This is a genomic window from Nitrosospira sp. Nsp2, assembly GCF_003050965.1.
Taxonomy (GTDB): domain Bacteria; phylum Pseudomonadota; class Gammaproteobacteria; order Burkholderiales; family Nitrosomonadaceae; genus Nitrosospira.
The window spans coordinates 559470-572410 of the sequence record NZ_QAOU01000001.1; the positions used below are offsets into that span (position 1 = coordinate 559470).

Here is a 12941-nt window from a genome sequence, read left to right on the forward strand (position 1 = left end):
GACCCGTGGGATCATCTATGCTTTGATTGTGTTGCCGTCGTGTTAACAAAGCAACAGGGCAACGGGGAAGGGTTTGGAGGGTTACTAATCAGGAAGCAAACCGTGCAATAGGCTTCTTTGGCTTAAAAGGGATTTTTACCCTTGGAACCATGATATGGACGACATCTGGATGCGCGTTGTGGAGAACATAGGCGATCGGACGAGCGGGCCGATGAAACTGAGATTTATTCTGGAACCGGTAATGGCTTCGATCTTCGCGATCACCTCGGGCTTGAATGATGCCAAGGCGGGCAAGCCGCCCTATTTCTGGTCCCTCATTGCCGATCCCACGCAGCGGGCGGATATGGTCCGCGATGGATGGAAGAGCGTCGGCAAGGTTTTTGTAATAGCGCTGGTTCTCGATGTCGTGTACCAGATAATGGTGTTGCGTTTCGTATATCCGGGGGAGGCGATCATTGTCGCGTTCGGTCTCGCAATCGTGCCATACCTGATCCTGCGCGGACTGGTCAATCGTCTTAGCTCCAAGAAATGATCGGGCCCGCATATCATCCGTGTCGCGGTTCATCCCCTTTCTACTGGAAACCAGATAGACAGTGGATAGAACCCTTGCGTCACACCAATAACATGCCGGCGAGACTCCCGATTGCAGGCGGGCTTCTGCACCACGCGGGGGAGGCCTATCTCCAAAGCGGCGCCCGACTGTTTTTCACCAAGGATAATTCGAATGCAAACTCCCCTGCCTGACTTTCATCTGCTGGCGAAACCGGCGGGTGCAGCCTGCAACCTGGGCTGCCAGTACTGCTTTTTCCTGTCCAAGGAAAACCTTTATCCCCGCGAAAGTCCGCTCATGGACGAGGCGTTGCTGGACACCTACATCCGGCAACTGATGGAATCGTCGCCCGGTCCGCAGGTCGATATCGCCTGGCAAGGCGGCGAGCCGATGTTGCGGGGGCTGGACTTCTACCGACGCTCCGTGCAGCTCGCCAACCAGTACCGAAAGCCGAATCAGCGCATTCTCCACACCATGCAAACGAATGGGACGCTGGTGGATGACGAATGGGCGGTCTTCTTTAAGGAAAACAATTACCTGGTTGGGATCAGCGTAGACGGGCCTCGCGCGCTGCACGATGCATACCGGGTCAACAAGCAAAACGAAGGCAGCTTTGACGACGTAATACGTGGCTGGAACTGCCTGCGCAAGCATGACGTCGATGTCAACATCCTTTGCACCATTCATGCCGCAAATGCAGACCATCCCCTGGAGGTATACCGCTTTTTTCGTGACGAGTTGCAGGCACAGTACATCCAGTTCATTCCTATTGTCGAGCGTGCCACACCGGAAACAATCGCCCTCGCCAACCAGGGCTGGGGTGGCCAAAAAGGTACGGACCGGCCACTGTATAAACAGGAGGGCAATCTGGTGACTGAACGCACGGTGAAGGCCGGGCAGTTCGGACAATTCTTGATCAGCATATTCGATGAGTGGGTGCAGCGCGACGTCGGCAAAGTGTATGTCACGACCTTCGACGTCGCTCTCGGCAGCTGGCTTGGACAGCACAATGCCTGCATTGTTGCCCCAACCTGTGGCAGCGCCCTGGTGCTGGAGCACAACGGCGATGTGTACTCCTGTGACCATTATGTCGAGCCCGATCACAAGCTAGGTAATATCAGGGAAACCCCGCTCAAGACGCTCGTATCATCCGAAAAGCAACGCCGCTTCGGCCAGAGCAAATACGACACACTGCCCAAGTATTGCAAGGAGTGCCCGGTCCTGTTCGCCTGTTATGGCGAATGCCCGCGCAATCGTTTCATCAAGACTCCCGACGGGGAAGATGGTTTGAACTATCTTTGCGCCGGCTACAAGGCGTTCTTCATCCACATCGACAAGCCGATGAAGGCCATGGCCAGCCTGGTGCGGCAGGGCAGATACGCCGATGAGATCATGCAAATGCCGCGCGGCACCTGAGATCGCCTGAGGCGGCGGCCGGCCGCGGCTGTAATTGTAGTAATCGGGACGAATGAAGAATGGTGGCCAAGACTGTGTATACAGCGGTGGCGCTGGTAATTTTTCGGTAGCGATTTAGAAACCTGCTAGTCTGAAGTATGGCCTGACGTCCCTCATTCTCTTTCCCGTGGTTCGTCCAGCCATTCTCTTTCGCTAACGGAGCTGGTGCGTACGGTTCGACGCCTGAGCGGACTGGCATAACAAGTTACAAAAAAAATCAGGGAGGCAGGAACATGGCACTCAACGAATACACACCCGGAACCGCTTTTCCCGGCACCCTCGGCCGAACGTTCGATGTCTCCAGCCCGGCCTGGCCCCGACCGCTGCGCGCCAAGGAAGGCGCACCCAACGTTTTGTTCATCGTGCAGGACGACACCGGCTTCGCCCAGATGGGCTGTTATGGCAGTCCCATCGAGACGCCGAACATCGACGCGCTGGCGAAAGGGGGCCTGCTCTTCAACAATATGCACACCACGGCGCTGTGTTCGCCCACCCGCTCTTGCATCCTGACGGGACGCAACCATCACTCCAACGCCATGTCCTGCATCACCGAGGGATCCACCGGCTATCCGAGCGGAAACGGCAACATCCCGTTCGAGAACGGGTTCCTCTCGGAGATGCTGCTCCAGCACGGCTACAATACCTATGCGATTGGGAAATGGCACCTGACGCCCGCAGATCAGATATCGGCGGCAGGCCCGTACGATCGCTGGCCACTGGGACGGGGCTTCGAGCGTTATTATGGTTTTCTCGGCGGGGATACGCATCAGTACTACCCCGAGCTGATATACGACAACCACAGCGTTGAGGCGGAGAAAACGCCGGAGGAAGGTTACCACCTGACAGAGGATCTGGTCGACAAGGCCATCAGCTTCATTGCCGACTCCAAGCAGGTTGCACCGAACAAGCCCTTCTTCCTCCACTTTGCCCCCGGCGCGATGCATGCACCGCATCACGTGCCGAAGGAGTGGGCCGACAAATACAAGGGCAAATTCGACGACGGCTGGGACGCGTATCGCGAAAAGACGTTTGCGCGGCAGAAGGAACTGGGCATCATTCCGCAGGACGCACAGCTCTCGCGCCACGATCCGGACGTGCCGGACTGGGGCACACTGTCGCCAGAAGAGAAGCGGCTTTATGCCCGGATGATGGAGGTTTTCGCCGGGTTCCTGACCCACACCGACTACCATTACGGCCGCCTGTTCGATTTCCTGAAGACGATCGGCGAATGGGAAAATACGATCATCATGTTCATCTCGGACAACGGCGCCAGCGCGGAAGGCGGACCGTCCGGATCGGTCAATGAGATCAAGTTCTTCAATAACGTGCAAGATTCGCTGAAAGAGAATTTGGAGAAGATCGACGAGCTGGGCGGGCCGTCGACCTTCAATCACTATCCGTGGGGCTGGACCTTCGCGGGGAATACCCCGTTCCGGCGCTGGAAGCGCGAGACTTACCGCGGTGGCATCAGCGATCCGTTCATCGTGCACTGGCCGAAGGGAATCAAGGCGAAGGGGGAGGTGCGTACGCAGTTTGCCCACGCCATTGATATGGTTCCCACCGTGCTCGAGATGCTCGGTATCGACGCCCCCGCCTCCATCGCGGGGGTGACCCAGTCCCCGATCCACGGCCACAGCTTCGCGCACGTGCTGGACAACGCCGACGCTCCCACCCGGCACCTCACCCAATACTTCGAGATGATGGGGCACCGGTCGATCTACCACGAAGGCTGGCGTGCAGTATGCCCATGGCCGGGGACGTCATTCAAGGAGTCGGGCGCCTTCTTCGGCGCGCCGATCGACAAGGATAAGCTGACCGAACTGGATGCCAAGGGCTGGGAGCTGTATCACATCACGGAAGATGTTGCGGAAAATCACGACCTGGCAGCTGAGAACCGGGCGAAACTCATCGAGCTGATCGCCATGTGGTATGTCGAGGCTGGCAAGTACAATGTCCTGCCGATAGACAGCCGCGGCACGTTGCGCTTTGCTGACGAGCGTCCCCAGATTGCGGTCGGGCGGACCAGCTATACCTACTATCCGGGCACACAAGCGATTCCAGCGAACGCAGGCCCCAATGTGGTGAACCGACCCCACAGTATCACGGCCGATGTCGAGATTCCCAAGGGTGGCGCGGAAGGGGCGCTGCTCTCAGCCGGCGATGTCCAGGCCGGATATGCCTTCTATGTGCAGGGCGGCAAGCTCCATTACGTCTACAACTATGTCGGCAACCAGTTCTTTCACGCTGAATCAAACGTCCCGGTTCCAGAGGGACGCCACGAGCTGCGCTTCGAGTTCGAGGTGACCGGCGCTCCGGACATCAAGCACGGCAAGGGTGTGCCGGGAAGCGGGCAGCTCTACATCGATGGCGAGATGGTCGGGCAAGTCGACATTCCTGTGACGATGCCAATCATGCTCGGTATCGGCGGTGGCATTGTATGCGGTGCCGACACTGGCTCTCCGGTTTGGGACAAGTACGAGCCGCCGTTCAAGTTCACCGGCACGCTTTATAGCGCGACTGTGGACGTGAGCGGAGAGCTGATCAAGGACGATGAACAGGCCTTGAAAATCATTATGGCGCGGCAGTAAGCACATTGGATCGCCAAACCAGGTCGGGCTGCCGATCCTCTGCAATCGCCCGACAAAAGGAACGAAACAAGGAGGATTTACGACCCCAATTGCATGGCTTACAAGTGCTGAGGGGCGTGTCTGTTTCTCCATCCGCTTGTCCTGACGGAGAAGCGGACCTTCCATTTTACCGGCGCGATCAAACGGGTCATTGTCGACGGGAGCGGCGGGCACGTCGAGGATTACCAAGCCCGGATGCACATCGCCCTCGCCAAACAGTGAGATTGTGTCGATGGACTTGTCTCTTGCACAAATCCTCGGGTTGGTGCTGAAAGCATGCATCCTCACGACCATATTCGCGTTGGCCTCAAGGCAGCCTGGGCGGACGTCGCCTACTTGTTGCGCCGGCCGGGGCTGCTCTCGCGTTCGCTGCTCGCTATGTATGTGCTGACGCCGCTGGCCGCCATGCTGCTTGTGCTCGTTTTCCCGGCGCCTCGGGTGGTGGGAAGTGCGGTATTGCTGATGGCTATCTCGGCCGGCGCTCCCCTGCTGCCGAAGACGTTGTTCAAGCTCGGCGCAAACCCGTCTTATGTCTATAGTCTGTCGGTCATTGCGGCGTTGCTCGCAATCGTCACCGTACCGGTTTCGCTCACCATCCTCAGCGCCATCTTCCACAGATCCGCCAGCATCGCGGCAAGTGAGGTAGCCTACACGATCTCGACGGCATTTCTCGTGCCCCTGCTCGCCGGCATGGTGGCGCGCCACCTGTCGCCGACGCTGGCCGAGCGCATCAGCGACCCGATTATCAACACGGGAAACATCATTCTGTTAGGTCTGGTTGTGCTCATTGTGGCGACCAATCTCTCCGCTATTCTTGCAGTGGGCCCCTCGGCGTTCGCGATCATTGTGATGATGACATTTGCCGCATTGGGGATCGGCCATGCCCTGGGCGGACCAGATCCGAACGACCGTACCGCGCTGGCCATCGCTTGTGCGAGTCGCTTTCCCGCGCTCGTGTTGCTTATAGCCTCGCTGAACTCTCCCGGCATCAAGCCGCTGCCGGTCGTCGCAGCCTACTTGTTATTTTCCAACTTGGCGGCTATCCCTTATATGCGCTGGCGCGCGTCCCTACGTAAAAGCATAGGCGGCGGCGCGATCAAATACTGATGCAGCGCAACAGTGAGGATAGTGCCCTGCCAGTTATCATTCCTATGCCGTTGGGGATCCTCGACAGCAGCAGGACGTGAACTATACCTGCGTCTTGTTATGATCTACACTTGGATTGTGGGACGACGAAGATAATTTCTTCCGTAGATTTAGTGGGGATGAATATGAGCAATGCCTTGATCATGCGAACGGCTTATGTTTGGGTAACACCAGCGTTCGTGTCAGGTGCGCCTGTCGATCACACCTGGGTGACCACTTACGATAATCAAGTTACACCGTTGCCCGATGTCGAGTCCGTCGACGCGCTCGGGGAGCGTTACTGGTTTTGTTGGGGCAGCTTCCACGCCGATGGAAATCCGGCCACCCCTCTGCGCTCAGGCACGGTGAACGTTCCATTCGCTGAGTGCCTGGTACGGCCCAACGCCGATTCACGAGTAGATAGCTCCGCACGGGGAACAATATTTACATACGGTGCTGACGGTGTTTGTCATCAACTTGCCAATCAGGTACTTTGGGCATCAAAAGACAGGACGGGTGTTCCGTTGACAACAGCTGGCTCAAATGGGTACAAGGCAAGTGTATTCTTTTACCGGATGTACGGTCGGGAGAAAGAAGCCTGGAACGACAAGAAAACGAGTTGTACTGCAAACCCTGTCCGCGGTGGGAGCGGGGGAGGGGGAGGTGGAGGTCGCGATGAAATGACAAACAATGGTGACGACGATTTCGATAGAGATGCCCGGCGGATTCTTCCACCGACCCGTTTTGCGGAACTGAAAGCGCTACGAGAACGGTTTGGTGCAGAATTGCAGCTTGAGGCGGAAGCGAAAATCAACCTGACGCCCGGCGAGCAGGCTGCAGCCGAGATAAACGTAGCAATTAATATCTATTTGCACGAGGTCGCGAAATTGCTGAGCAGAAGTGAGTTCGAGTCATTGTTTGGCTTTCCGCCGGAGCAACCTATTGAATTGGTAGACCGGAAGATGGTTCGTGCTGATAAGGAGGTGGACCGTTAATGGGGGGCGCGTCTCGTTCAGTATCTGATCACCCTTGATCTACCGACCTCGCAGATCATCCCGATAGGCCCATGCTTCAGATCGGTGCGTCACTTCGTTGTGTCCCGATGTATGAATGCCGCGGCTTTTCCTTGCTGGAGCGCGCTTTGAGCATCGAGAAATCCAAAGAGCTGGATTATTTTTGCTACGCCACCGGTCCAACCCGTCTGGTGGCTTGCACCGAGGCCGGCGCCGTTGTCGCCATGAAAATACTCGTAGAACAGGATGTGGTCGCGCCAGTTCGGGTCGTTCTGAAACTTCTCTGTTCCTCCATACACCGGGCGGCTGCCCTGTTCATTGCGCAGAAAGATGCCGGTCAACCGGTCCCCGATCTCCTTGCTAACCTCGAAGAGGTTCATCATGTTGCCTGAACCGGTGGGGCATTCAATCTTGAAGTTGTCACCGTAGTACAGATAAAACTGCAGCAGCGCCCGGATGATGAGGGCATTCACGGGCATCCAGATCGGCCCCCTCCAGTTCGAGTTGCCGCCGAACATGCCCGTGTTCGACTCGGCAGGCAGATAGTCCACGCGGTACTCCTGGCCGCCCACCTCCAAAACGTATGGGTTTTGCGCATGAAATTTGGAGACCGAGCGAATGCCGTAGGGGCTCAGGAACTCGTTCTCATCAAGCATTCTCGACAGAATGCGGCGAAGCCGCTCCGGATTGACGAGGGCCATGATCCCCCGGTCGGCCACGCCAAGATGACCCGTGCCGGTGGGATGGATGGACTCGAGGAGTTCCGGCATCTGGCGCAAGCGTTCCGTAAACAAGGCCATTGTCTGCGGCGTGCGCTCGCGCTGCCACGTTTCGATCACGGTGGTGGCGCAAAGAGGCAGAAGCCCCACCAGCGAGCGCACCTTGAGCCGGGTGGCGCTGCCATCGGGAAGCCGCAGCAGGTCGTAGTAGAAGCCGTCTTCCTCATCCCACATGCCGTCCGCTCCAGGCTGGTTCATGGCCGCGGCGATATACAGGAAATGCTCCACGAACTTGAAGGCCATGTCCTCGTAGGTCTGATCGTAGGAAGTCAGCTCAAGGGCGAGTTCCAGCATGTTCTGCGTGAAGAGGGCCATCCACGCCGTCCCGTCCGCCTGCTCGAGGTAGCCTCCGGTGGGAAGCGGTGCGCTGCGGTCGAAGACGCCGATGTTATCGAGGCCGAGGAAGCCGCCCTCAAAGACGTTCTTGCCAAAGCGGTCCTTGCGATTCACCCACCAGGTGAAATTCAGCAGGAGCTTGGTGAATGCAGACTTGAGGAAATCGACGTCAGTTTCGCCGCGCAGGGCCTGCTCGGTACGGTACAGGAACAGGGTCGCCCAGGCGTGGACGGGCGGATTCACATCGCTGAAGTTCCACTCATAGGCGGGGAGCTGGCCGCTGGGGTGGAGGTAGTGGCCGCGAAGCATCAATTCCATCTGCTGTTTTGCGAAGTCGGGGTCCACAATCGAGATCGGCAATGTGTGGAAGGCGAGATCCCAGGCCGCGTACCATGGGTACTCCCACTTGTCGGGCATGGAGATAATGTCCTCATTGACCATGTGAAACCACTGCCGATTTCGGAAATCACGGCTGCCTCGATGAAGGGGGTGAGCGTGGTGCTCTTCCAGCCACTGATTCGCATCCAGGTAGTAGTACTGCTTTGACCAGAGCATGCCGGCGATCGCTTGGCGCATCACGTTGGCGGCATCAGGAGAAACTGACCGCGGCGTCACCGAGCGGTAAAACTCATCCGCATCCCGCCGTCGCGCAGTGAGGGTCTCCTCAAAATCTTTCCCGAAGAGGGATGCGCCGATGGCGTTTGCGTCCTGCGCGGCATTGGTCTCGCTGGCCTTGGTGGTGGTTAGACGCAGCCGCACTATCGCTGACTGTCCAGGACTTACCTTAAGCTCGTAGTGTGCCGCGACCTTGGTTCCATTCTTGTCGGGGTTCACCGCGGCCTGGCGGCCATTCACTATGTAGTCGTTGATTCCGTCCTTCACAAAGGGAGTCTGGTTGGGCGTTCCGAAGACGCGCTCATAATTCGTTTCGTTCTCGACAAAGAGCAGTTGTACATCGCCTTCGCAGTAGAGGTGGTATGAACCCAGAGTCTCATGCGCAGCTTCGACCGCGGTGATACCCTCAGAAAGGGCGTTCTGCTTTATATCCGGTCTTTTGGATGGCCTGGCAATCCACTTCGCCCAGTCGTTTCGGAACCATAGGGTCGGCAAAATATGCAACTCGGCCGCATCCGGGCCCCTGTTTATGGCGGTGATCTGAACCAGAATATCTTCCGGGCCGCCCTTGGCGTATTCCACAAAGACGTCGAAATAACGGTCATCGTTGAACACGCCCGTATCAATAAGTTCGTACTCCATTTCATCACGGGTGCACTGCCGGTTTGTCGACAGCAGGTCATTGTAAGGATAGGCTGCCTGCGGATACTTATACAGGTACTTCATGTAAGAATGGGTCGGCGTGCTGTCGAGATAAAAATAGTATTCCTTCACGTCCTCGCCATGGTTGCCTTCGCTGTTCGTGAGCCCAAAAAGGCGTTCCTTCAGAATGGAATCCTTGCCGTTCCACAGTGCGAGCGCAAGGCAGAGGTGCTGCTTGTCATCGGAAATGCCCGCTAACCCGTCCTCCCCCCAGCGGTATGCTCTGGAGCGCGCCTGATCGTGGGAGAAGTAATTCCACGCATCCCCGTTTTCGCTGAAGTCCTCGCGGACCGTACCCCACTGCCGTTCACTTAGATAGGGCCCCCACTTCTTCCACGGAACGTTCTCCGTGCGCGCAGCCTCAAGCCGCTTCGCTTCTTCATTCGTGGCCATGAACGCCTCTTTTATCCAGTTCTGTTCTGCCGGCAATGCCGGACCTGTTTATCTCCAGGAGCGATAGAAGGGATGAATGTTCGTCCCAAAACACACATTATTAGTTTCTATTGTAGATGCAGATTCAAGCTGTCGCCATAAGCTCAGTCAACCATGTTCGTACATGAGTGTGGAATTTGGACTTGGGTGGATAAAAGGCGCTGCCCATGTAATCATTTCCACAAAGCGCGGAGGCCCGGGCAATAGGTCTTCGGGTCATTTGGCGATACCAGAAAGGCATCGACAGGCACTGCATAGTGATGGGGCAAAACTTCTTGAGAGTCAGCTTATGGACGAAAAATCAAGTAAAGACGAACAGCGTTTCTGACCATTGGACGCCGAGGGAAAAATCCGCCGTCAATTCCAATTTCCCCGAAGTCACGCTCATCGCTAGAAACTCCGGAACATGTAACGGACGCCACCATTGATATTCCACGCGTAAGCACCGGGAAGGTCCTGTCCCCAGACGCCAACCCCGGGACGCACGAACACTCCGAATCTTCCCACTACATTCCGTCCGAGTTCAAGTTCAAGGACCATACTGCTCTTGGCGCTCCGCTCCCAATCGACCCTCCAGTTTGCATGCGCGATGCTCCACCAGTGCTGGCCCCAAAACGTATTGAGCTGCATTGCTGCCGTCGAAACGTTAACAGAGCTTCGGGCAGGTTCGCCCCCGACAGAGACCTGTTGAGTGAATAACCCCACCAGGAAAGAGTCCCATTTGGGGAGAAACCGGGCTGTGGCGATGGTCGGGCCGACGGTATATTTGCCGAGGCTTAACCCGGGCTCGGTCGCGGTGGGGAAAGTGGATGTCACGCCGACCAGTACAGCATATTCAGGCGTGTTGTAGGCGCGCCACGCGGCCGTGACGGCGAGGTCGCTGAACCCTTGGACGCTGGAGGTGCCGGCACGGTTCGGATCGCTCCAGGCAAAGACCGGCGCATCTACGCGGAGCAGGTAGTTCCCCCTGAAGGGCAGATCGACACGGGCTATGTTATTGACGCCTCGCGCTCCGTGGGAGAGGCCCAGGTATTCGGAAGACAGCTGTATTCGGCCCACGATTGCAGTAGGATCGGTCCCATACTTTGCGGCCAGTTGTCTGAGACGCTCCGCCTCTTCCCGCTGCTCCGGCGTCATCTCCTGGGGCCCCAGCCTGCGCAGGACGCGCGGCGCCCCGGGCACGGCATCGGGTTCTTTTGCAGGATCTTCGATGCCATTCTGCGGCGCAAGGGGCACCCCGCTACTTCTCGGTATCTGTGGTGATGGTTCCTGCCCCAGCGCTGCGGAGGGGGTCGCCGCATACAGTGATACCACCCCTAAAACCCAGGCGCAGGTGCTGGTGATGCCATATCGCGATCTCCTCACGCAGTTCCCCTCGAATGTAGTGCTCTCTGTACCTCTGCCTGCCAGGAAGGGCTCGTTGATTTCCACAGGATTTCCCCGGTTCGTGAGGAAAATCGTAACGATTTTAGTTTAGCGTGCTCATCGCCTCACCGCTGGAAAATGCGCCAACGAAAAAACATGATACTACGCGGTAGGGGAGCGGGAATGCCGTGCCACGGACGATTGGTATCGGGCGACAGTTTGGCTTGCCGATGGTTAACGAGGATGGATGACGTCGCCGAGATTGGCGAGCCAACTGGCGGCATGGAGCAACCGGGCCCTATCCCATCTACAATAGGAGTACGACCTGCCAATCCCGCGCCATATCCAAACCGGATGGGGGCGAGTTGCCCCCCTGTCAACAGAGGGAACATCCGCCGGCCATCCTGGATACGGCTCCGGAAGGTATGTATGTCCGGTGTCGGTGTAAGGTTGAGAAGATATCCAACGCGCGCGCATCCAACTAAATTTCACCTAACTTAATTCCAAAAGGGACTTGATGAGGGCAACCGTCAAAAAAAGACCTCCAAAATCCGAGACTGAAGTCAGTCAAGCAGAGCCTGCCCCGGTTTTTCACTCCTGGGAAGAACGTATTGCGGCAGGCAAGGCGTTGCGCGAAAATCTGCCGCGATCGAGTCACGCCAAGTGGAACCCACCGGCGAAGCGCCTCGATCCGATCGATATCCTGGAAGAATCCAATCGGGATCGACTGCCTGAACTGGTGCCAATACGCTACGGCCGCATGCTTGCCAGCCCCTTCACTTTCCTGCGCGGTTCCGCGGCGCTCATGGCCTACGATCTTGCCAGTACCCCAAGCACGGGCATTCGGGTACAAGCCTGCGGGGACTGCCATTTGCTGAATTTCGGTTTGTTCGCTACACCGGAGCGCAACCTGGTCTTCGATATCAACGATTTCGATGAAACCCTTCCCGCCCCCTGGGAATGGGACGTCAAGCGGCTGGCCGTCAGTTTTGCGGTCGCCGGACGGGATAACCGGTTGTCGGATGCAGAAAACCGCAAAGTCGTGCTGGAATGCGCGCGAGCCTACCGGGAACGCCTGCACGAGTATTCGCGGATGAGTCCGCTGGAAGTCTGGTATGCGCGCCTGGATGCGGAAACCCTTATTGCAATGGCGCCGGATGAACAGGCGAAAAAGACGCGCCAACGATACGCGGAAAAAGCCCGCGAACGTATCGTCGAAAACCTCTTTCCCAAGATCGCAAGCAGGGCGGGCGGGCGCCATCAACTGGTCGATCAACCCCCGCTCCTTTTTCACGTGGCCGAACCAGACTTCGAGGAGCGGGTGCGCGAGGGCCTGGCTGCCTACCGGGAGTCGCTTTCCGACGAGCGCCGCGTGTTGCTGGATCGCTATCGCCTGGAAGACTTTGCACTTAAGGTGGTAGGCATTGGCAGCGTCGGAACGCGCTGCTTCATCGGGCTGTTTTTCGACGAAGAAAACCATCCCCTGATGCTTCAATTCAAGGAAGCCTGCCGCTCGGTCCTCGAACCGTATGCCGGGAAGAGCCGCCATGACAATCAAGGCCAGCGCGTCGTCATGGGACAACGCCTGATGCAGTCGTCCAGCGACATTTTTTTGGGCTGGACGCGAGGACGGCAGGGCTACCATTATTTTGTACGGCAATTACGGGACATGAAGATGTCGGTCCCCGTCGAGGGAGCATCAGCTGTGCAATTCAAGCGCTACGCCGGGCTCTGCGGATGGACTCTGGCACGCGCCCATGCCAAGTCCGGGGATGCTGCGACCATCAGCGGTTACCTGGGCAAAGGCGATACGTTCGACCAGGCGCTGGGAGATTTTTCCATGGATTATGCGGATCAGACCGAAAAGGATCATGCGGCCCTGGTGAAAGCGATGCGCTCGGGACGAGTGCAAGCTATCGTTGAAGAATAGCCGTCGGGTTTG

General features: G+C 57.4%; 8 protein-coding genes. 6 read left to right on the forward strand and 2 right to left on the reverse strand.

Annotated features, from left to right (window positions below; all coding sequences use genetic code 11):
• Window positions 1-154 precede the first annotated feature (154 nt).
• The 5 genes from C8R31_RS02485 to C8R31_RS02505 all read left to right on the forward strand — a co-directional run bounded on the left by C8R31_RS02485 (window position 155) and on the right by C8R31_RS02505 (window position 6752).
• The gene (locus tag C8R31_RS02485; RefSeq protein ID WP_107692473.1) at window positions 155-532 is read left to right on the forward strand and encodes a hypothetical protein; all 378 of its coding nucleotides are present in this window, start codon (window positions 155-157) and stop codon (window positions 530-532) included.
• Between the two features lie 192 nt (window positions 533-724).
• Window positions 725-1966, forward strand: a complete 1242-nt coding sequence (locus tag C8R31_RS02490) for an anaerobic sulfatase maturase (protein WP_107692474.1) — start codon at window positions 725-727, stop codon at window positions 1964-1966.
• Window positions 1967-2238: 272 nt separating this feature from the next.
• Window positions 2239-4593: an arylsulfatase gene (locus tag C8R31_RS02495; protein ID WP_107692475.1), complete on the forward strand. Its 2355-nt coding sequence runs from the start codon at window positions 2239-2241 to the stop codon at window positions 4591-4593.
• 315 nt (window positions 4594-4908) lie between these two features.
• Window positions 4909-5739, forward strand: a complete 831-nt coding sequence (locus tag C8R31_RS02500; RefSeq protein WP_107692476.1) for a bile acid:sodium symporter family protein — start codon at window positions 4909-4911, stop codon at window positions 5737-5739.
• Between the two features lie 164 nt (window positions 5740-5903).
• Window positions 5904-6752, forward strand: coding sequence for a hypothetical protein (locus tag C8R31_RS02505; RefSeq protein WP_146164530.1), 849 nt, complete (start codon window positions 5904-5906; stop codon window positions 6750-6752).
• Between the two features lie 89 nt (window positions 6753-6841).
• Here C8R31_RS02505 and C8R31_RS02510 read toward each other — a convergent pair whose 3' ends face one another.
• The gene (locus C8R31_RS02510) at window positions 6842-9595 is read right to left on the reverse strand and encodes a glucosidase (RefSeq protein WP_107692806.1); all 2754 of its coding nucleotides are present in this window, start codon (window positions 9593-9595) and stop codon (window positions 6842-6844) included.
• Between the two features lie 429 nt (window positions 9596-10024).
• Window positions 10025-10999, reverse strand: a complete 975-nt coding sequence (locus C8R31_RS02515) for a hypothetical protein (protein ID WP_146164531.1) — start codon at window positions 10997-10999, stop codon at window positions 10025-10027.
• A 517-nt stretch (window positions 11000-11516) separates the two neighbouring features.
• Here C8R31_RS02515 and C8R31_RS02520 point away from each other — a divergent pair.
• Entirely contained in the window at window positions 11517-12929 is a 1413-nt protein-coding gene (locus C8R31_RS02520) for a DUF2252 domain-containing protein (protein ID WP_107692479.1), read from the forward strand.
• Window positions 12930-12941: the final 12 nt, after the last annotated feature.